General features: G+C 70.2%; 12 protein-coding genes. 10 read left to right on the forward strand and 2 right to left on the reverse strand.

All coding sequences use genetic code 11. The annotated features are described in order from the left end of the window. Nucleotides 1–62: 62 nt before the first annotated feature. Complete coding sequence (locus QN357_RS02505) at nucleotides 63–1,268, forward strand: DUF4192 domain-containing protein (RefSeq protein ID WP_166787222.1); 1,206 nt, start codon at nucleotides 63–65, stop codon at nucleotides 1,266–1,268. Nucleotides 1,269–1,381: 113 nt separating this feature from the next. Here QN357_RS02505 and QN357_RS02510 read toward each other — a convergent pair whose 3' ends face one another. Together QN357_RS02510 and QN357_RS02515 are read right to left on the reverse strand one after the other, a co-directional pair. Next, on the reverse strand, nucleotides 1,382–2,884 hold the full coding sequence (locus QN357_RS02510; protein WP_323504406.1) for an aspartate aminotransferase family protein: 1,503 nt from the start codon (nucleotides 2,882–2,884) through the stop codon (nucleotides 1,382–1,384). A gap of 3 nt (nucleotides 2,885–2,887) precedes the next feature. Beyond that, nucleotides 2,888–3,370, reverse strand: a complete 483-nt coding sequence (locus QN357_RS02515; protein ID WP_134445884.1) for an Lrp/AsnC family transcriptional regulator — start codon at nucleotides 3,368–3,370, stop codon at nucleotides 2,888–2,890. Between the two features lie 177 nt (nucleotides 3,371–3,547). On the opposite strand from QN357_RS02515, the gene QN357_RS02520 reads away from it, so the two are divergent. From QN357_RS02520 to QN357_RS02560, 9 genes are all read left to right on the forward strand, one after another. Then, nucleotides 3,548–4,636 (forward strand): FHA domain-containing protein, encoded by a 1,089-nt coding sequence (locus QN357_RS02520; RefSeq protein ID WP_323504408.1) that lies wholly within the window; start codon nucleotides 3,548–3,550, stop codon nucleotides 4,634–4,636. Then, on the forward strand, nucleotides 4,633–5,514 hold the full coding sequence (locus QN357_RS02525) for a PP2C family protein-serine/threonine phosphatase (protein ID WP_416347604.1): 882 nt from the start codon (nucleotides 4,633–4,635) through the stop codon (nucleotides 5,512–5,514). Before QN357_RS02520 ends, QN357_RS02525 begins: the two co-directional genes overlap by 4 nt. Before the next feature lie 150 nt (nucleotides 5,515–5,664). Next, nucleotides 5,665–7,203 (forward strand): serine/threonine-protein kinase, encoded by a 1,539-nt coding sequence (locus tag QN357_RS02530; RefSeq protein ID WP_323504410.1) that lies wholly within the window; start codon nucleotides 5,665–5,667, stop codon nucleotides 7,201–7,203. Further along, complete coding sequence (locus QN357_RS02535; protein WP_323504412.1) at nucleotides 7,200–13,202, forward strand: Ig-like domain-containing protein; 6,003 nt, start codon at nucleotides 7,200–7,202, stop codon at nucleotides 13,200–13,202. The genes QN357_RS02530 and QN357_RS02535 overlap by 4 nt, the downstream gene beginning before the upstream one ends. Nucleotides 13,203–13,277: 75 nt before the next feature. Then, on the forward strand, nucleotides 13,278–14,288 hold the full coding sequence (locus QN357_RS02540) for an AAA family ATPase (protein WP_241975398.1): 1,011 nt from the start codon (nucleotides 13,278–13,280) through the stop codon (nucleotides 14,286–14,288). Continuing rightward, entirely contained in the window at nucleotides 14,285–15,664 is a 1,380-nt protein-coding gene (locus QN357_RS02545; RefSeq protein ID WP_134445880.1) for a DUF58 domain-containing protein, read from the forward strand. The genes QN357_RS02540 and QN357_RS02545 overlap by 4 nt, the downstream gene beginning before the upstream one ends. Next, the gene (locus tag QN357_RS02550; protein WP_134559518.1) at nucleotides 15,661–18,048 is read left to right on the forward strand and encodes a transglutaminase domain-containing protein; all 2,388 of its coding nucleotides are present in this window, start codon (nucleotides 15,661–15,663) and stop codon (nucleotides 18,046–18,048) included. Before QN357_RS02545 ends, QN357_RS02550 begins: the two co-directional genes overlap by 4 nt. After that, nucleotides 18,045–18,806 (forward strand): FHA domain-containing protein, encoded by a 762-nt coding sequence (locus QN357_RS02555; RefSeq protein ID WP_323504415.1) that lies wholly within the window; start codon nucleotides 18,045–18,047, stop codon nucleotides 18,804–18,806. Before QN357_RS02550 ends, QN357_RS02555 begins: the two co-directional genes overlap by 4 nt. Continuing rightward, on the forward strand, nucleotides 18,781–21,614 hold a 2,834-nt coding region (locus QN357_RS02560; protein WP_323504417.1), incomplete at its 3' end, for an FtsK/SpoIIIE domain-containing protein. The genes QN357_RS02555 and QN357_RS02560, both read left to right, overlap by 26 nt.

A 21,614-nucleotide genomic window follows, 5' to 3' on the forward strand; every position in this document is an offset into this window, starting at 1 on the left:
GAGTTATGCACCGATCCCCAGCGAGCGCACCCGGGGAGGGAACGCCCCGGGAGAGTGTCCGCATGACACCGACCATCGTGAAGACCAAGGAAGCCCACGACTTCCTCGCCCTCGTGCCACAGCTCGCCGGGTTCCAGCCCGAGCGCAGCGTGGTCCTCGTCGCCTTCCGCGGCAACCGCACCTGCGGAGCCCTGCGCTTCAACCTGCCGGAACCCGACCTCGCACGCACGGTCCTCCGCCGCGTCGCGACCACTCTCGTCGGCACGCTGTGCAAGATCGAGGGGGTGGACGCCGTCGTACCCGTCCTCTACACCGACGAACGGTTCGCGGACGTGCCGGGCATCCCCGGTGAGCGCTTCGCGGAAATCCTGGGCCGCCGGGCCGAACTGTCCGGCTTCCTCGTCCGGGATTCCCTGTGCGTCGCCGCAGACGGCTGGGGTTCCTATCTCGACCCCGCCTGCCCGGCGGGCGGGCGGCCGCTGTCCGAGATCGCGGAGTCCCCGGTGAACCGCGACCTGCCGCCGGAGGCCCGGCGTGAACTCGGGCACCTCGTGAGCCGGGCCGACCTGCCGAAGGTCGACCTCGCGCTCCGGGACCGCTGCGCCAGGAGGCTGACCCGGTACGAATGCCTCGGGTCCCAGGTTCCCGACGCGCCCGACCTGCCCGAACTCGTGGCCATGGTCGGGGACATCCTCGACCCGGTGTCGACAACGGAGGCCGCGCTCGAACGGGACCCCTCCGCTCTCGACGCCGAACAGGCAGCAACCCTGCTGTTCCTGCTGAAGAGCCCGGCCCGGCGCGACCAGGTCATGCTGCAGATCGCGTTCGGCGAGGAGATCGGGCGGGTGACGCACGAACTGAACGAACGGTATGCCGCGATCCAGCGCGAGACCGGCCGCAGCATGGACGACATCGTCGCAGAGGAGCAGGCCGGATCCGGCGCAACGGGGGACCTCGCGCAGACCGGCGACCTCATGCTCGGATCCGTCTCGCAACGTCCTGACCCTGAACGGATCGAACGCGGTATCGACCTCCTGAAGACACTGGTCGCGCTAGCTCCGAAACGAGTGCGCCCCGCGCCACTGTGCATGCTCGCCTGGCTGTCGTGGGCGCTCGGGCGCAGCTCGGTCGCCGGGATCTTCATCGACCAGGCCCTGGCGATCGACCCGGAATACGGCATGGCCAGGCTGCTGCTCACCGTCGTCTCCGCCGGGCACCTGCCCGAGTGGGCGTTCGCGGTGCCGGCGGATGACGCCGGTGACACCTGATCGACCACGCGAGCGGCACTGCGGGGTCGAACGCGGGTGCTCCGCCGTTCCGCCGGTGGTGCACCACAAGCGAAACGGCGGAACCCCAGCGCTCGGTGTCCTGCCCGCGACTCCTACAGGTACTTCGGGGCCTCCGCGAGCACGCCGTAGAGGATGTCGCCGATCTCGCGGAACTCGGACGGACCGATGGTCAGCGGGGGAGCGAGCTGCACGACGGGGTCGCCGCGGTCGTCGGCGCGGCAGTACAGCCCGGCGGAGTAGAGCGCCTTGGACAGATAGCCGCGAAGCAGGCGTTCGGATTCCTCGTCGCTGAACGTCTCCTTCGTGCCCTTGTCCTTGACGAGTTCGATCCCGAAGAAGTAGCCCTCGCCGCGCACGTCGCCGACGATCGGCAGCGCGAGCAGCTTCTCGAGCTCGGCGCGGAAGATCGGCGAGTTCGTGCGGACGTTCTCGTTGAGCCCTTCTTCCTCGAAGATGTCGAGGTTAGCGAGCGCGACCGCGGAGGAGACCGGGTGCCCGCCGAAGGTATAGCCGTGATAGAACGTCGTGTCGCCGTGCTTGAACGGCTCGTAGATGCGGTCGGAGACGATCGTCGCGCCGATCGGCGAGTAACCGCTCGTCATGCCCTTCGCGCAGGTGATCATGTCCGGTTCGATACCGAAGGTCGTCGAGGCGAACATGTTCCCGATCCGGCCGAACGCGGTGATGACCTCGTCGGCGACGAGGAGCACGTCGTACTTGTCGCAGATCTCGCGCACGCGCTTGAAGTAGCCGGGGGGCGGCGGGAAGCATCCGCCGGAGTTCTGCACGGGCTCGAGGAACACGGCGGCGACCGTCTCAGGCCCCTCGAACTGGATCATCTCCTCGATCCGGTTCGCTGCCCAGAGGCCGAACTTCTCGATGTCGTCGCCGAAGCCGGAGCCCATCTCGTCCGCCCGGTAGAAGTTCGTGTTGGGCACCCGGAGGCCACCTGGGGTGACCGGTTCGAACATTTCCTTCATCGCGGGGATACCCGTGATCGCGAGGGCTCCCTGCGGCGTGCCGTGATAGGCGACATTGCGGGAGATGACCTTGTGCTTGGTCGGGCGGCCCTGAAGCTTCCAGTAGTACTTGGCGAGCTTGAACGCGGTCTCGACGGCCTCGCCGCCACCTGTCGAATAGAAGACGCGGTTGAGGTCGCCGGGAGCGAACGAGGCGAGCCGGTCGGCCAGCTCGATCGCGTTCGGGTGCGCGTACGACCAGATCGGGAAGAACGCGAGTTCCTCCGCCTGCTTGGCGGCCGCCTGGGCGAGGCGCTTGCGCCCGTGCCCGGCATTGACCGTGAAGAGGCCGCTCAGGCCGTCGATGTACTTCTTTCCGTTCGAGTCCCAGATGTGGTGTCCGAGGCCCTTCGTGATGATCGGAACGCCCGTGCCGGATTCGACGACCGACTGGCGTGAGAAATGCATCCAGAGGTGGTCCTTGGCCTTCTGCTGCATGGCCGCGTTCTCGGCGTCCGTGTAGACGGTGGGCCCGGCATCCTCCGGCGTAGCGGCGGCATCCGCACCGGTCGCGTCAGCGCTGACGACCGCGGGCGAAGCGGGAACGGATTCGAGCAAGGGTTCTGAGAGTGTCATTTTTTACCGTGTTCCCCAGTTGTAGAACTGTTTGTGGAGTTTGAGATAGACGAATGTTTCAGTGGACCTGACCCCGTCGAGGTTGCGGATCTGGGAGTTGAGCAGGTCGAGGAGCTCATCGTCGTCCTCGCAGACGACCTCGACGAGGATGTCGAAGGAGCCTGCTGTCAGCACGACGTAGTCAACGGCCGGCATCGCGGCGAGCAGTTCCGCCAGTATCCGGGTGTCTCCCGAGGCACGGATGCCGATCATGGCCTGGCGGAAGAAACCGAGCTGCATCGGGTCGGTGACGGCCACGACCTGCATGACCCCGCCATCCGTGAGCTTCTGCACCCGCTGGCGCACGGCGGCCTCGCTGAGTCCGACGGCCTTGCCGATCTCCGCGTACGACCTGCGCCCGTCGACCTGCAGCTGCTCGATGATTTTCTTCGAGACGTCATCGAGGGGTACCGGCTTGCCCGGCGTGGTACGTCCGTTTGCGACCATCCAGCGATTATGCCAGCGAGACCCTCCCCCCGCAAGCGATTCCGCAGCTTTTTACGGCAAATGCTGCGGATTCCATACCTCGGAGGGTTTTGCCGGTGCGTGGGGTCTCCCCGCGCCGCACGGCGGATCCGCGTACTCGGGATACGGTGAAGATCCTAGGAGGACGAAGGGAGTCCCATGGACCCAGAGTGGATGTTCGTGGCCGGCCGCTCCTTCGTCGCCGCGGTCCCGACCGACGCGCCCCGTGGCCTCGTCACGGCGCTCTCGAGCAGGGCCGGAGACGCCAGCGTCTCGGCAGAGGCCCTCGTCGGACTGTTGCCGCTCGGTGGCTCCGATGCACTCGAGTCCTTCGCGCTCGTGATCCGTGCAGCAGCGGATGAGTCCGCCGTGACCGTCGTCGTGCGCGGACAGATCGCCGTCGACGTGTTTTCGGTCGGCGGATCACGACGCTTCACCGACCAGGGCATCCGGCCCTGGAACCTCGCCGATTTCTCCGCAGTGACCGTCGTCGTGATCGGTTCCCCGGACACGGCGGCGCCCGCCGCCGTACCCGCTGGAAGCGGAACCGGGAACGAACAGGGCACAGTGGTCGGCCGGACGGCGCGCTGGTCGCCAGGCGGCCTGGCGGCCGAAACGGACGACACCGCGATGCGCCTGCCGAATGACACGGTGATCCGCAGGCCGGACGACACGGTGATCCGCGGGGCGGACGACACGGTGATCCGCGGGGCGGACGACACGGTGATCCGCAGGCCGGACGACACGGTGATCCGCGGGGCGGGTGACACCGTGATCCGCCAGCTCGAGGAGACCGAGGACACCGAGGACACCGAGGACACCGAGGACACCGCGACCGGCGCAGCCCTCCGTCCGCCACTCGCCCGGTTCCGGCTGTCCGACGGCCGTGAGTTCCCTCTCGACCGTCCATATCGGCTGGGCAGGCGCCCCGCACAGCCGCGCATCCCCGTCGGGCCGGGCATCACTCTCGTGGCCGTCGTCTCTGCCGGCTCGCTCGTGTCCGCGACCCACGTCGACATCCGGCAGGTGGGGGACGTCATCGTCGTCACTGACGCGGGCTCCCGGAACGGCACCATCGTGGTCTCCGCGGACGGGCGCAGGGAGCGGCTCCGTCCCGGCGATTCCCGAACTGTGCCTCCGGGTACGAGAATAGACATCGGGGACGATAACATCATCGAGATCATCCCGGCGAGCGGCACCGAGTCGGCTCCGTATTTCCCAGCACATCGTGGAAGGCACCACCCGTGACCCAGATTGGTCAAGGCTCAGGCGGATTCGAGGTCGCTTTCCCCTCGGTGAAGAAGACGGTCTCGCTCGCGTGGGCCGCACTCACCGACACCGGGCATCGCCGCGAAGTCAATGAAGACAGCCTGATATCCGCGCCGCCCATATTCGCGGTCGCGGACGGCATGGGCGGGCATTCCGCTGGCGACGTCGCGAGCGCGGCCGTCGTGCACCGGCTCGCCGAACTTGCCGGGCGGGACTCGCCGCAGAATGCGGCCATCAACGCGGCGCTCGGCCTCGCGGTCACGGACATGGCGTCCGGAGTCGGCGTGACCGACCTCGGCACCGGGACCACGGTGACGGGAGCCGCACTCACCCTCGTGTCCGGCGCTCCCCAGTGGGTCGTGTTCAACATCGGCGACTCCCGGGTCTACCTGCTCACCTCCGGTGTGCTCGAACAGATCACCATCGACCATTCCGTCGTGCAGGAACTCGTCGACGCGGGCCGGATCACCCGCGACGAAGCGGATGTCCATCCGCACGGCAATATCATCACCCGCGCCGTCGGGTTCCACGAGGCGCCGATCCCCGATTACCGTGTGCTGCCTGTGCACCCGGGGATGCGCCTCCTGATCTGCTCCGACGGGTTGACCAAGGAACTCACCGCATACGGCATCCGGCATTTCCTGATCTCGAACCCGGACCCGGACGACGCCGCGAAGGCGCTCGTCGAGGCCGCGCTCGAGAACGGCGGTCGTGACAACGTGACGGTGATCGTCCTCGACGTCCTCGATATCGAAGACAGCGAAGACCGTGAAGAGGACCTGGGAACCGGCGGCCCGTCCGCCTCGCAGGACGCCGACACCGGCCCGCTCGACATCGGCCATCTCGACACGCACTGATTTCGACACCCCCTGAGTTGGGGGAGCAGCATCCCGGACACGTGCGGGGCAACTGCCTAAACTTGAGTGACGCCAGTCGTGATACCCGTTCGATGCGCGTTCACGGACCAGTCCAGGGACCATTGGCGAGAGCGAGACGGGGAGGCCGCGATGCAGCGACGATTACCGTCGACGCCCCCGAACCTGCCGGGGTTCTCCTACCTCCGGGTGCTCGGCTCCGGAGGCTTCGCCGACGTCTTCCTCTACCAGCAGGACCTTCCGCGCCGACAGGTCGCGGTCAAGGTGCTCCTCGCCGAGGTCGTCAACGACCAGGTCCGGCAGCTGTTCCAGGCCGAGGCCAACCTGATGGCCTCGCTGAGCTCGCACCCGTCGATCCTGACCGTTTTCCAGGCCGGCGTCTCGGCCGACGGACGCCCATACCTCGTGATGGAACAGTGCTCTCCGGCGCTCAGCCAGCGCTACCGCACAGAGCCTCTCGGCGTCCCTGAAGTGCTCCAGGTCGGCATCACCATCGCGAACGCCGTCCAGGCCGCGCACCAGGCCGGCATGCTGCACCGGGACCTCAAGCCCTCGAACATCCTCGTCACCCGCTACGGGCATGCCGTTCTCGGCGACTTCGGCATCGCGGCCACGGTGAGCGAGGCCAGAAACGTCGAAGCGGTCGGGCTGTCCATCCCCTGGTCCGCTCCGGAAGTCCTCCTCGACGAGGTCTCCGGCTCCGTCGCCTCCGAGGTCTGGTCCCTCGGCGCCACCCTGTACTCCTTCCTCGCCGGTCATTCGCCGTTCGAGATTCCCGGCGCCGAGAACAGCTCGGCCCAGCTCATCTCCCGCATCAACAAGGCCAGGGTCCCGGCGATCGGCCGCTCGGATGCCCCGGGCAGGCTCGAGCTCATCCTCCAGCGCGCGATGTCCCGGCGTCCGGAGTCGCGCCAGGGCAGCATGCTCGAGCTCATCAGGGAGCTGCAGTCCGTCGAGGCCGAACTGGGCCTCCTCCCCACCCGGCTCGAGGTCGCCGACGAGGACTGGGCCGCTGAGAACGGCGTCGACGACGACGACCGCACCCGCATCTCCGCCGTGAATTCGATCAATGCGTACCAGGAGCCGCGCCGCCGCCGGGTGCATCAGGCGCCACGAGGGCGCCGTTCGGCGGCCGGCGCGCTCGCCGACACCTCCGGCGCGCGCAGCCCCTCTGGGTTCGACGGTTCGGCGGGGACTGCGGGCAGCGCGGGCACGGCCAGGGGCAGGTCCCGCGGCACAGCCAGGGGCTCGGTGCCGGGGGTCTGGCGGCGTTCGGTGCTCGTCTGGGCGCTCGTTGCGGCATCCATCGTCATCGTCGTTCTCGCCGTCGTTACGGCGTCGGCGCTCTCGCACCAGGCGACGCCAGGGCTGCCGACCGTGAGCAATGTCTCCGGGGAGCTGCGGGACGGCATGGTCGTGTTCGGCTGGGCTGACCCGGGCATCGCCCGGGGGGACAGCTACGTGATCACCCTCCGCACCGGAGAGAGCAGCATCCAGAAGGGCACTGAGTTCAGCGTCGACCCGCACGGACAGGCCAGGGTCTGCGCAAGTGTCGCCGTGAACCGGGACGGGCGCACCGGGGGCGCGAGCGGCGAGAAGTGCGTCGACGCCGGTGGGTCCGTGACCGGAAGCACGCGCGGTGACCTGACCAGAGGCGGCGACGCTTCGTGATCCGTCTCTGGGTCTCCCGCCAGTTCGCTGCGCACCGCTCGGCGTGGGCGACGGCCCTCGGCGGAACGCTCGTCCTGGCCCTCGTCGTGACGACCGCTGTCGTGTCGGGCGGGTACACCGCCCAGCGTCTTGACCTCGGCGATGCCGCCGTCTGGGTCACCAACGAGACCCGCCAGGCTGTCGGCCGGGCGAACACGGCCGTGATGGAACTCAACACGGTCGTGACGAGCGAGAGTTCCAATCTCGACGTGCTCCAGTCCGGAGCGACGGTCCTCGTGCTCGACACCGGCAACAGCTCCCTCGACATCCTCGACCCGGCCACGGCAACGATCGTGCGCAGCGTTGCACTGCCGCCCCGGGCGCCCGCCGTGTTCCTCGCAGGAACCCGCACCCTGATCGCCTCGAACGGCGAGGTCTGGGAGACCCCGACGAGCCGGCTCGCGAGCTTCGACACGGCGACCGCGCCGACCCTCTCCCTCGGCGCCGGCTCGGTCGTGAGCGTTGACGACACCGGAACCCTGGTCTCATTCACTCCCGCGACGGGCGCCCTCGCCCAGGCGCCCTCCGGAAGCGGAACGGTCACCTCGAGCCAGACGCTCAGCGCGGGGTCGCCGGGCGACGATTATCAGCTGACGAGCGTGAACGGCGCCTGGGCGCTGCTCAACGCGACCTCGCGGCACCTGTTCCTCGATGGCAGGGACGTCGACCTGTCCGGGTTGATCGTCGACGGCGGCGCCCCCGCCCTGCAGCAGCCGAGTCTCTCCGGCTCCCGCGTGCTGATCGCCCACGAGCAGGGGCTCGTCGCCGTCCCGCTCTCCGGCGGCGCCCCGACCGTGCTCGTCAGCGGCCGGAACGGCACAGCGGCGGCCCCGGACACCGCCGGACAGTGCGCCTATGCCGCCTGGTCGGATGGCACGGCCTGGCGCGACTGCGGCGACGCCGGGTCCGGCGGCTCGGCGTCGGGAGCGTCCGGAGGCTCCCGTGGAACGCAGTCCGGCACGACGACGACCCTCACCGGGCTCAACGACAACGCCAGGCTCGCCTTCCGGCGCAACGGCACCGGGCTCGTGCTGAACGATGCGCACAACGGTTCGACCTGGGCGGTCCAGCGCGACAACCAGCTGATCGACAACTGGGCCGACCTGATCGACACGACCCCGGACACCCAGCGCATCGAGACCAACGGCGATGACACCCCTCCGGTCTACGACAAGGTGCAGGCCCCGCCCGTCGCCGTGGACGACTCCTTCGGAGCCCGGCCCGGCCGGATCGTGACCCTCCCCGTGCTCCTCAACGACTCCGATCCGAACGGGGACGTGCTCGTGATCGAATCGGTCACACCGATCGATGCGACCGACGGCCGGCTCGACCTCGTCGGCAACAACCAGCAGGTGCAGCTCACCGTCGCGGAGGCGGCAACCGGTCAGCTTCGCTTCGGATACACGATCAACGACGGCCGTGGCGGGAGCGCATCCGCAACCGTCACCGTCACTCTCAGGGCGCCGGGGGAGAACTCCGCTCCCGAGCAGGTGCGGACCACCCACGCGACCGTGCGTGCCGGCGGCCGGGTGACAAGCCAGGTGCTCGGCGACTGGATCGACCCCGACGGCGACCCGGTCTACCTCGCCTCAGCGTCCGCCGCGGGCCCCGACCTGCTGAGCTTCACCCCCGCAGGCGCCGTCGTTTTCACGGATGCCGGCACGAACGCCGATGACAAACGGGTCGGCCTGAGCGTCTCCGACGGCCGCCTGCTCGGCACGGGCTCGCTGACCGTCTCCGTGCGCGCGAGCGGCGCCGTGCCGATCGTTGCTGACTCCTTCATCGTGCTCGCGACCGCGGGGGCCGAAGTCTCGGTGTCCCCGCTCGACCACGCCCGCGGCGGGTCGGCGCCGCTGCGGCTTTCGAGCGTCCCCGCCAAGCCGGATGCCACGATCACCCCCGACTTCGCCTCCGGTGCGTTCCGGTTCCTGAGCAGCACCCCGGGGGTCCACGAGATCGAGTACTCGGTCACCGACGGGCAGCTCACCGCGACGGGAAGGGTGCGCGTCGACGTCGCTCCCGCCGCCGACGCCAACAGCACCCCCGTCACCGTTCCCCACACGGCCTTCATCCGAGGCCAGCAGGCCACCCTCGTCGACGTGCTCGCGAGCGACTTCGACCCTGCGAACGGAGTGCTGCTGATCACCGGGACGATGAACGTGCCGGCGTCCAGCGGCATGCGGATCGAGATCCTCGACCAGCGGATCCTCCGGGTCACCCTGACCCGTCCGCTGCCGGACGGCGGGCTCAGTTTCGGGTACCGGATCAGCAACGGGCTCGCCGATGCCGAGGGCACCGTCACCGTCGTCGAAATCCCCGCGCTCGGTCAGAAACAGGCCCCGATCGCCGTTGCGGACACCGCGACCGTCCGGGTCGGCGACACCATCGACATCCCGGTCCTCGCGAACGACGAACAGCCGGACGGTGACTCGCTGACCCTGGACCCCGTCCTCGCCTCCGGCCTGCCCCCGGGCGCAGGCCTGCTCTTCGCCGCGGGAACCGTGCTGCGTTACCTCGCGCCGGCCACCCCCGGCACGTATACCGCGGTGTACCGGGTGAACGCCCCCGACGGCCAGTATGCCAACGCGGAGGTGCGCATCTCGGTGCGCGAAGCCGACCCGAGCACCAACAATCCGCCCGTCCCGAAGACGGTGACCGCGCGGGTGCTCTCCGGCGGCACCGTCGAAGTGTCGATCCCGCTCACCGGGATCGACCCTGACGGCGACTCGGTCCAGCTCGTCGGCCAGGAGACCAACCCGGAGAAGGGATCCGTCACCGCGGACGGGACGGACACGTTCCGGTACCAGGCCGGGGAATACTCTGCAGGAACCGACACGTTCAGCTACGCCGTCGTCGACGCCCTCGGCGCTCGGGCGATCGGCACCGTGCGGATCGGGATCAGCCCGCGCCTCGACGGCGCCCGCAACCCTGTCGCGGCCCCCGACGACGTCGTGGTGCGTCCGGGAAGCACCGTCTCCGTTCACGTGCTCGCCAACGACTCGGACCCCGACGGCGGCCGGCTCACGATCAGCGCGGTCGAACCGAGCGGCACCCCTGCCGACCTCGCGGCCGACCACGGCACGGCCATGATCGCCGGGGACACCATCGCGGTCACGGCTCCTGCGACACCCGGCCGGTTCGGCTTCATCTACGAGATCAGCAACGAGCGCGGCGGTACCAGCTCGACATTCCTCACCGTCGTCGTGCGTGCGGATGCCCCGCGTGCCAGGCCAGAGGCCAGGGACACCCACCTGACCCTCTCCGACGTGCTCGCGGGCGGCACCGTCGACGTCGACGTTCTCGCCAACGTGACCTTCGCCGACGGGCCGGCCCGCGGCCTGGCGCTGAGCGTCCCCGAGTCCTGGGCCGACTCCGCGAGGGTCACAGACGCCAAGCGCGTCCGGGTGACCGTGCACGCCACGAGCCAGATCATCCCGTTCCAGGTCGCGAACCCCGACGACGCGAGCATCACCGCCCTCGCGTTCATCTGGGTGCCGGGGTACACCGACGCCCTGCCGCAACTGCGGAAGGGCGTTCCCGCGCTCACCGTCGCGAGCGGCGCCAACCTCACCATCCCGATCAACGACTACGTCGTCGCCGTCGGCGGCAAGCAGGTGCGCCTCACCGACCGGAGCCTCGTGCACGCCACCCGGTCCAACGGTGCAGACCTCGCCACCTCGGACACGAGCATCGCCTTCACGAGCGCGGACCAGTACTACGGTCCGGCCTCGGTGTCGTTCGTCGTCACGGACGGCACCGGCGCAGGAGACCCGGATGGCCACACGGCCACGATCGTTCTCCCGATCACGGTGACGCCGCAGGCGAACCAGCCGCCGGCCTTCGACGGCGCCGTACTCGACTTCGAACCCGACCAGACCAAGGTCATCGACCTGTCCAAACTGACGTCCTACCCGTACCCGAACGACCAGGCCTCCCTCGTGTACTCGGTGCTCGACCCGAAACCGGTCGGATTCGACTACTCGCTCGATGGCCAGCAGCTGACACTGCACGCCAGGACCACGACGCTGCCGGCCTCGGGTGGGCAGGGCGGCCACGGGTCCATCACGATCGGCGTCTCGGCCGGCGGTACGCCCGGTCGGGCCGGGCGCATCGAGATGAGTGTCGTCGCGTCCACCCGGCCGCTCGCCATCCCGGCGGCGGATGTCGCGATCGCCCCCCGCGGCCAGACGACCGTCGTCGACGTGCTCGCAAACGACGGCGCGGCCAACCCGTTCCCACAGGTCCCGCTCCGGGTCGTCGCCGTGCGCGGACTCGGCGGTGCCGGGATCCCTGCCGGGGTCAGGATCACCCCGAGCGCCGACAACAGCACACTCAGCGTGCAGGTCGCAGCGAACGCCGCTGCGGCGGACACGAACCTCGAGTACGAGGTCGCCGACGCGACGAACGACCCGAACCGGTACGCCTGGGGCACCGTGCGGATCTCGGTTCAGGACCGGCCGGACCCGGTGACGAGCCTCTCCGTGACCGGGTTCTCGGACACCCGTCTCGCGGTCGCCTTCAACCCCGGCGCCGCCAACAACTCCGCCGTCACCGGCTACGAGATCACCCTCGTGAATGCCGTGACGGGCGCAGCGATCAGCACCACCACCTGCCAGGCGACCTCGTGCACGGTCCCGACCGGCGGCAACGGGCGGGCCAACGCTGTCCGCGTCTCTGTCGCAGCGCGCAACGGCCTCGGCCTCGGCGCGACGACCGCGCTCGCCGACACCGTCTGGTCCGATGTCGTGCCGTCGGCGCCCGGAAATCTCGCGGCCGCGCCGCTCAACGGCGGCTTGACGATCAGCTGGGCACCCGTTCCGAACGGTGCGGGTTCCCCGATTACGGACTACCTGGTCACCGTCAACGGCACGGCCCAGCCCGCCGTGAACGCGACGGGTCCTGGCTGCGGGGCCACCCGGTGCTCGCTCACGGTGAACGGCCTCGCCAACGGCGCGTTCGTTCCGGTGAGCGTGAGCGCCCGCAACGAGTCATATCCCGCCCTCTCAGCGTGGACATCCGCTTCGACCCAGGGCACGCCTTACGGTGCGCCGACGGCCGGCGCGGTCTCCGCATCGGCCGGTGCCGCCGGCACCGTCCACGTCGCGTGGGATGCCTTCTCCGGTTCCGGCGACCCCGTCGGCGGATACTTCGTGCAACGCCTCACGAACGGAACGGTGCCGACGGGGAACCAGGCGTGCACGGTCACCTCCCCGGCCCCCGGCACCGTCGTCGTTCCCCACACCGGCGCGAACGTCGCCGAGCTCAGGAACCTCGGAGCAGGCGCCACGAGCGTCGACTTCACCGGACTCACCTCGGACACCGCTTCGTACTCTTTCGTGGTCTGGGCATACAACAGGGCCGGCTGCACCAATAGCCAGGTCACCACCGTTCAGGTGCAGTCGACTCCCGGCGCGGTCACCGACCCGGGAGCCTCGATGGGGATGCACGACACGGCATACGACCTGCAGATCACGCCGGTCAGCCCGGGCGCCGGCGTCACGGGCTATGAAGTCCGGGCCGTCGACGCCGCGACGGGGACCCCCGGCGCGAGCGCGACCTTCACCGCGACCGCCCTGCCACGCCAGCTGCTGACCCCGACGGTCTTCGGCGCACCGTTCAGCTATCAGGTGCGCGCGTGCGACACCTCGGCCACCTGGGGCACGTGTGGGGCCTGGTCCGCGACGATGACGGCACCGGCGGCATCCGTCAGCCTCGCCGTGACCGGCCTGGCCTACGACCCGGCAACCGGCGTCTTCGGCTGGACGAACGGCCCGGACAACGGCGCATACACGACCGGATACAGCTGTTCGGTGCCGACGGACCCGGGTACGGCGCCCGTGGCAGGTGGCCCCACCAGCTGCACTATCGCCGCTCCCGCAGCAGCAGGCACGGCCCGCCTCGCTGTTTCCGTCGACCTCGGGCTCGGCACGGGCAACCCGGTGTACAACTACGACCGATGAGATCGATGAAACTGTTGAGACTGTTCCCATGAAGACCCGAAAGACACTGAGATGACTATCCGAAGGACCGGCCCGATGAATGCCCCGACGAACTCGACCGAGCAGGCGGCCGCCGCCACGATGACCGCAGGGGAGGCCGCGCAATTCGCCGAGGTCTTCGAACGGCTCGTCTCCGGGGTCGAACGGGTGCTGCTCGGCAAGCACCACGTCATCCGGATGGCTTTCACCGCGCTGCTCAGCGGCGGTCACCTGCTGCTCGAAGACGTGCCAGGCACCGGCAAGACGAGCCTCGCCAGGGCGATCGCGCAGAGCGTCCAGGGCACCAGCAACCGGATCCAGTTCACCCCGGACCTGCTCCCCGGCGACATCACCGGTGTCAGCATCTACGACCAGCGCAACGGCGCCTTCGAATTCCACCGCGGTCCCGTGTTCGCGAACATCGTGCTCGCCGACGAGATCAACCGCGCGAGCCCGAAGACCCAGGCGGCGCTGCTCGAGGTGATGGAGGAGGAGCAGATCACCGCGGACGGTGTGACGCACCCCGTTGCCGAACCGTTCATGGTGATCGCCACCCAGAACCCGATCGAGCAGGCGGGCACCTACCGGCTGCCAGAAGCCCAGCTCGACCGGTTCATCATGAAGGCCTCGATCGGCTATCCCGACCACGCCTCGACGATCCGGATCCTCGAGGGTGCCGGACGGCGTGCGCACGCGGTCGTCATCCCCGCCGTCGTCTCTGCCGCGACGGTCGTCGAACTCGCCGCGCTCGCCAGGACGGTCCACGTCGACCCCTCGATCAACGACTACGTCTCCCGCCTGGTCGACGCGACGCGCACGACCACCGAGGTGCGCCTCGGCGCGAGCGTGCGCGGGGCGCTTGCCCTCATCCGCACAGCGAAGACCCTCGCCGCGGCCAACGGGCGGCACTACGTCATTCCCGACGACGTGAAGCAGCTCGCAGAGGCGGTCCTCGCGCACCGGCTCCTGCTCGATCCGGAGGCCGAGTTCGACGGTGTCACACCCTCGAGCATCGTTGCGCGCATCCTGATCGAGACGCCTCCGCCGGGAGACCGGCAGGCCGCGTGAGCGATCTGGGCGGCGCACGTCCGAACGGCCTCGGCGAGGACACCGCCGACGGTCGTCTCGCCGTGCTGCTCGTGCACTCGGTCCGTGCCGTCCTGGCGACCGGTGCGCTGCTGACGACGACCTGGCGGCTCGCCACTGCCGTCGTCACGGTCCTCGGCTGGAGCGTGCTCGCATCCGCCGCCGTCGCCCTCGCGACCGGCTACCTGCTCGGCTGGACCGAACTCGTGGTGCTCGGCTGGGCTGGACTCGCGCTCGTCCTGGCTTCCTTCGGCTTCCTGTTCGGGCGGACCGCGTACCAGATCCGGCTCAGGGTTCCCGTGGACCGGGTCGTCGTGGGGGAACGGGTTCCCGGTGAACTGATCGTGCGCAACCCGACCGGCCGCCGGCTGCCTGGCGTCGGGGTCGAGGTTCCCGTCGGCCTCGGCCTCGCCGAGTTCGCCATGCCCGGGCTCGCCAGGGGCGCAAGCTTCGAGGACGTCTTCATCGTCCCGACCGTGCGGCGCGGGATCATCCCGATCGGGCCGGTGCGGACGGTGCGCGCGGACCCGGTCGGCCTCGTGCGCCGGGAACTCGTCTGGGCGGAACGTGTCGATCTCTTCGTGCACCCGCGCACCCTCCCGATTCCGAGCATGAGCACAGGGTTCATCCGTGACCTCGAGGGAAACCCCACCCGTGACCTCACCAACCTCGACATGTCCTTCCATGCCCTGCGCGAATACGTGCCGGGGGATGAACGGCGCAGCATCCACTGGAAGAGCACCGCGAAGACCGGCCGCCTCATGGTGCGCCAGTACGAGGAGTCCCGGCGCAGTCACCTTCTGGTCGCACTGAGCCTCGCCGCAGACGACTACGCCGACGACGAGGAATTCGAACTCGCCGTGAGCGTCGCCGGTTCGCTCGGGGTGCGGGCGATCCGCGACGCACGCACGGTGTCCGTCGTCACGAGCACCGTTGCACCCGCCGCAGCCCGCACGGGTGCGGCCGGCCGGGACCAGGTGCAGCACCGGCCGAACCGGGCAGGCACGAAGCGGCGTCCCGCCGCCGAAAGGCTCAGCACCCTGACGATCACCCGCCTGCTCGACGACCTGTGCCGAGTGGATCGCACGGCGGACGCGTTGCCGCTCGGCGCGCTCGCCCAGTCCGCAGCGGATGCCGTCGCCGGTGTTTCCGTCGCCTTCCTCGTGTACGGCTCAACGGTGAGCCTCGCCGAGCTGCGCGCAGCGGCGACGCATTTCCCCGGCGGGGTCGAAGTCGTGGCCGTCGTCTGCGCGACAGAGTCCGTGCCGAGCCTCCGGCGCGTCGCCGAGCTCAGCGTTCTCACCATCGGCTTCCTCGAAGACCTGCAGCAGAGCCTCGCCAAGGGGGTTGCCGCGTGACCGGGAGAGTGCAGCCCCGCGCATCCGCCGCCTTCATCGTCGGGAACACGGCCGCGCTGCTGCTCGCGACGATGGTCGCGGCCGTGACTCTCTGGCCGGTCTACGGGAACCGCGAATTCGTGGTGCTCGTCGTCGTCACCGCGTTGCTCGGTTCCGGCATCGCGATCCTCGGTACGGTATTCCGCTGGCGGGCGTGGCTGGTCTCGCTCGTCACGATCGCGGTGTATTTCCTGGTCGGCGTGCCGCTTGCGATCCCCGGCGAGGCGACCGGGGGCGTCCTGCCGACCCTCGCCGGGCTCGGGGACCTCGCCGCGGCGACCGCACTGAGCTGGAAGGAGCTCGTCACGATCGTGCTCCCGGTCGGCTCGTACCAGGCCCTGTTGGTTCCGGCCCTCATCCTCGTCCTGTCGAGCACCGTCGCCGGACTCTCGATCGCCCTCAGGGCACGGGTCGGCGAGCTCGGCGCGTTCGGTCCGATCGCGCTCTATGTCGCCGGGATCGGCCTCGGACCGACCGTCGGATTAGCGCCGATCGAGACCGGTCTCGCTCTCTTCGTCGTGCTGCTGTTCTGGCTGCTCTGGCAACGCGCGGCACGCCGGCGGGCGCTCCTCGCCCTCTCCGGTGCCCGGCAGTCCGCGCGCACCCGCGAATCGCGGGCCGGTCGCCGGCTCACCGCGGCCCGCGGGGTGCTCTCGGCCGCGCTGATCGCCGCCCTCGCGATCGGGGTCGGCACCGCGGCGGCCGTGGCCTTCCCTGTGCAGGTGCCCCGGGATGTCGTGCGGGCCCGCGTGCAGCAGCCCTTCGACCCGAATGATTACCCGAGCCCGCTGAGCGAATTCCGCAGTTACCTGCAGCCCGGGCGGTCCGATGCCGTGATGCTGTCGGTGACCGGCCTGCCGGCCGGGGGACGGCTGCGACTCGCGGCCCTCGATTCCTACAACGGAATCGTCTATTCCCTCGACGGCGCAGCGAACTTCTTCACCCGCCTGCCCGACCGGCTCGACCAGAGCGGGGTCTCCGGCGACCCCTCGTCGATCGACGTGACCATCGACGATTACGCGGGCGTCTGGGTCCCGGGTACCGGGCAACTCGAACGCATCCGCTTCAGCGGGGAGACCGGGACGGCCCGGGCCGATGCGTTCTACTACAACGACGGCACGGGGACCGCTGCCGTCCTCGGGGGACTCGCCTCCGGCGACACCTACACGGCCACCGCGGTCGTGCCACGGGTTCCCGGGTCGCTCGCGACGCTGACGCCGGGCACGGCCGCCCTCCCGGCCCTCGAAGCGCTACCCGACTCCGTCGAAGGGGCGCTCGCGGGATACGTTCGCGCCGGGGACCCGCCCGGCGTGCAATTGCAGGCCATGCTGGACGGGCTGAAGGCGAATGGTTACGTGAGTCACGGCATCGGTGAGGACGAGCCGGTGAGCCGGTCTGGCCACGGTCTGGACCGGATCAGTCAGCTTTTCACCGATGAGCCCATGCTCGGGGACGCCGAACAGTACGCCGTCGCGGCCGCGCTGTTGGCGCGGCGGCTGGGGTTCCCGGCCAGGGTCGTCATGGGATTCGCCCCCCAGGCGCTCGGAGCCGCCGACGCGTCGGAAACGCCGGTGATCGTGCACGGGGCCGACGTCTCCGCCTGGATCGAGGTCCAGACGGCAACGGAGGGCTGGGTGACGATCGACCCCACTCCCGCCGTGCGCGACGTGCCGGAGAAGCAGCCGGACCGGCCCCAGATCGTCTCGCGACCGCAGACCGTCGTGCCGCCGCTCGTCCCGAGTGTGACGGAGCAGCGGGATCCCGCCGCTCCGGAGAATGCCGCGGAGACGCCGCCGGCACCGCTGTCGCCGTTGCTGGCGCTGCTCGTCACCGTGCTGACGATCACCGGTTGGACGCTGCTCGCCGCCCTCGTCATCGCCGGCCCGTTCCTCGTCGTGATCCTCGCGAAGGCCCGTCGGCGCAGGCTCCGCCGCGGGAGGGGCTCAACGCTCGACCGGGTGCGCGGCGGCTGGCGCGAATTCGCGGACACCGCGGCGGACTTCGGCATCGATGTGCCGGTCGGCGCGACCCGCCTCGAACTGGCCGAGGCGGTCGGCGGGGAGCCGCCTGTTGCGGCGGCGGTCGCGGTGGACCGGGCTGTTTTCGCGCCCGGACGGCCGAGCGACGGCGTCGCTGACCAGATCTGGAGAATGGTCGAAGACCTGCGGTCCGCGCTCGCCGCGGGACGCACCCGCAGGGACCGGTTCCGAGCCCTCATTTCGCTGCGCTCGTTCGCTCGCTACGCTGGAAGGGCATCCGTTCCACCTGCGAATCGGGGCACGCCGAGCGGGCACCGGGTTTCCACACCCGACCGGGACCGGCGAAAGGAAGGAGTCGTTTCGTGAATTGCCTGATCTGCGGGGCACCGCTGAGCGCGGGCGCCATGTTCTGCGGTGAGTGCGGCAGTTCTACGAAGGCGACCCCGAAGACCCGCAAGCGTCACGACCCGCGTCCGAACGACACGACGATCATCCAGCCGCTGCGACCCCGCCCGACCGTTGTCTCGATTCCGGTGACCACCGCTGCGGCCGGTCCCGGCGTGCTCGGTGAGCCTGGGGCGTCCGGCCCGCCCGTCGCCGTGCCGGCACCCGAAGCCGAAGCCGAAGCCGAAGCCGAAGCCGAAGCCGAAGCCGAAGCGGAAGCCGAGATCGAATCGTCGTCGCCGTTCGCGCCGGGCCGTCGCCTGCACCCCGTTACCCCCACGCGTCCGTCCCGACAGGGCGCGCACACCCACGGTTCCCACGTCGCCCTCACCGGCGGTGGCGCCCCGACAACGGGCGGTGCCTTCGTGCTGCAGTTCAGCACAGGGGAGGACCTCGAAGTGCGCGGCACCGGCCTGATCGGACGCCGGCCGATGCCGCAACCGAGCGAGCACTTCGACCGTCTTGTGCAGATCATCGATCCGGGCATGTCGGTGTCGAAGACCCACCTCGAGTTCGGCCAACATGACGGCGAGCTCTGGGTCAGCGACCGCTTCTCCGGCAACGGCACCATCATCCGCCGCCCCGACGCGACGATGGTGCGGTGCGAGCCCGGCCGCCGCTATCTCGTGCCGCGCGGATCGCGCGTCGAGATCGGTGACCAGTACTTCCAGGTCAGCTGAGACGTCCGGCCAGTCCGGCCACTCCGGCCTCTCCGGCCTGTCCTCGACGCTCCTCACCACCCGGGCCATCCGGTCCCCGGTGCACGGATGCGGTCGGCCGCCTGTCCTGATCTCGTTCCGGTGCTCTGCTACCCGGGTGACCGACTTCTTCCTCGCCGACGAAACGCTGTCGCTGCCCGCGTCCCCGACGGAACCCGTTCCCGCCGCGTTTCCCCTGATCGCCTCGCTGGCACCCCTCGTGGCGGCCGGCGTGATCTGGCTCGTGACCGGTTCAGCGTTCGTGCTGGTGTTCGCCGTGCTCGGCCCGGTGATCGCCGTGGCGAGCGTGGTCGACGGGCGCCGAGCCGCACGCCGCACCCGCCGCCGCGATGCCGCCGCGCACTCCGCGGCTCTCGCCGAGCTGCGGAACGCGGTCACCGAGCGCCACACCGAGCTGCGGCTGCGGCGCTGGCAGGAGACCCCGTCGGCGGCGCAGCTCCTCGAGACGCCGGACCGGGCATCCCGCTGGAGATCCCGGGCCGGGGGCGCAGTACCCGTGGTGCTGGGATCGGGTAGCACGGCGAGCGGTATCCGTCTCGAGGGAACCGGCTCGGAGCGGGAGCTGCGAGCCTGGGCCGCCACGCTCCTGGACGCACCCGTCACAGCGGATGCCTCTGGCGGCGTCGCGCTCGTCGGGCCCACCGCCCTCGTGCGCGCGTTCGCCCGGGCGCTGCTCGTGCAGCTCGCATTCGCCCTGGCACCCGACCGTTTCGCCCTGGAACCGGTCGTTTCGGATCAACCGGACGACGACTGGGCGTGGACAGGGGCCCTGCCGCACACGACCCGGGCGGGCGGCGTGGCAGACGCGGGTCCCGCGGAGACCGTTGGGCCCGCGGACCGCAGAGGCCCCGGGGAGGCAGCCCGGAAGGTCGTGCTGCTTCGGTTCACCGACATGCCGGTCGCAGGCAACCACGCTCCCACCGTCGAACCGCGACAGGGACACCGGCGGGTGCCGTGGCTGCTGCTGGCCACGGACCTCGTCGACGTGCCGCCCGGTTGCGCGACGGTCGTGCGTCTTCACAGTGCAACGAAGGCCGAGGTGCTCTTCCTTGCGGAATCCGAGCACCCGGGGAGCCCCGGGAGCCCGGGGAGCTCCGCGGGTCAGGGGTCTCGTCGGGGGTCGTCCCAGCGCCCGGACTTCCGGCCTGAGTTCGTCACGAGGGAACAGGCGATCGGCTTCGCCCGGCTGCTCCGAGAGCGTGCGGCAACGGCGGGTCTTCTCGGTGGGCATCGTTCGCTGCCCGCCCGGGTGACGCGCGCCGAGCTGGCCGCGATCACCGGGCATCCGCTCGCCGCGGTGGCGGCGGACCGGGACGGTCTCGCGTGCGCGATCGGTATCGGCGCCGACGGGCCGGTCACGCTCGACCTCGTCGGCCAGGGTCCGCACGCCGTTGTCGGCGGCACCACCGGGAGCGGCAAGAGCGAACTGCTGGTCAGCTGGGTCAGCCAGATCGCCGCGGATCGCTCGCCGGACGAGGTCACCTTCCTGCTCATCGACTTCAAGGGCGGTGCCGCGTTCCGCCCGCTCGCTGTTCTCCCGCACTGTGTCGGGCTGGTCACCGACCTCGACGGGCACCGGGCGGAGCGCGCCCTCGCGAGCCTCGCAGCGGAGCTTCGTCACCGCGAGCGGGTGCTCGCCGCAGCGGGTGCGAGGGATCTCGCCGAATGGCGTTCGCTCGGCGGGCCGGCGTCGCCGGAGAGGCCCGCGTTGCCGCGGCTCGTGATCGTCGTCGACGAGTTCGCGACCATGCTCGCGTCGTTTCCGGAACTGCACGCGCTCTTCGTCGATATTGCGGCCAGGGGACGCTCGCTGGGTGTGCACCTCGTGCTGTGCACGCAGCGCCCCGCCGGAGTCGTACGGGACGCGCTGCTCGCCAACTGCACGCTCCGGATCTCCCTGCGCGTCAACAACGCGGCGGATAGCCAGGCGGTGCTCGGGACAGATGCCGCGGCCGCCATCGCCGCCGCCGTTCCCGGTCGCTGCCTGATCGCGCTGGGGGATGGCGGCCCAGAGGCCTGCCAGGTCGCCGTCACCTCGGGCGCGGAGATCGAGGCCCTGGCTGCGGTCGCGGGCTCAGCCAGGGACGGAGGCGTCGTGCCGCCCCGGCACCCTCGCCGACCGTGGCTCGATCCGCTCCCCGCCGTGGTGGCCCTCGCCGACCTCGCCGACCTCGAGGGGCTTCCGGACCTCGGCAGGCCCGATTCGGAGCTCCATGCGCCGGACAGGACCCCGGGCGGCGAACCGGAATTCCGCTTCGGACTGGTCGACGAGCCGGACCGGCAACGGTACGGCGTGGCCCGGTATGGTCCAGGGGACGGCAACATGTTCGTCCTCGGCGGAGCGCGCAGCGGCAAGACCTCGGTGCTCGCCGTTTTCGCGTCCCAGGCACGCGCCGCGCACTCGTGGGTCGGTTGGCCGAATCCCGACGTCGAAGCGGTCTGGGACGCCCTCACCGAGGCGCGCCGCTGGATCGACCGGGGAGGCGCGGGCCGGGTTCGCACCGCTCAGGCCGGTGCAGGCCCGGACCGCCGCGCCCGCTCGAGGCTCCTGTTCCTCGACGATTTCGATTCGGTCTGCGCCCGCTGGGAGCCCGACCACCGGCAGGCGGCGCTCGAATGCCTCGCGAGCCTTCTTCGCGACGGACTGCCGGTCGGACTGCGCGTCGTGGTCACGGCGCAACGCCTCACCGGGCCGCTTCAGAACCTGGCGGCGCTGTGCCAGGAACACCTGTTGCTGCGCCTGCCCGACCGGGCCGAACACCTCGCCGC

The organism is Cryobacterium sp. RTC2.1 (assembly GCF_035018685.1).
GTDB classification, from domain to species: domain Bacteria; phylum Actinomycetota; class Actinomycetes; order Actinomycetales; family Microbacteriaceae; genus Cryobacterium; species Cryobacterium glucosi.

What these genes read in the sequence shown, in the direction of transcription:
- QN357_RS02515 (WP_134445884.1), bottom strand. Translation starts at nt 3,370, where the DNA reads ATGGTCGCAAACGGACGTACCACGCCGGGCAAGCCGGTACCCCTCGAT.
- QN357_RS02530 (WP_323504410.1), top strand. Translation starts at nt 5,665, where the DNA reads ATGCAGCGACGATTACCGTCGACGCCCCCGAACCTGCCGGGGTTCTCC.
- QN357_RS02510 (WP_323504406.1), bottom strand. Translation starts at nt 2,884, where the DNA reads ATGACACTCTCAGAACCCTTGCTCGAATCCGTTCCCGCTTCGCCCGCG.
- QN357_RS02540 (WP_241975398.1), top strand. Translation starts at nt 13,278, where the DNA reads ATGAATGCCCCGACGAACTCGACCGAGCAGGCGGCCGCCGCCACGATG.
- QN357_RS02520 (WP_323504408.1), top strand. Translation starts at nt 3,548, where the DNA reads ATGGACCCAGAGTGGATGTTCGTGGCCGGCCGCTCCTTCGTCGCCGCG.
- QN357_RS02505 (WP_166787222.1), top strand. Translation starts at nt 63, where the DNA reads ATGACACCGACCATCGTGAAGACCAAGGAAGCCCACGACTTCCTCGCC.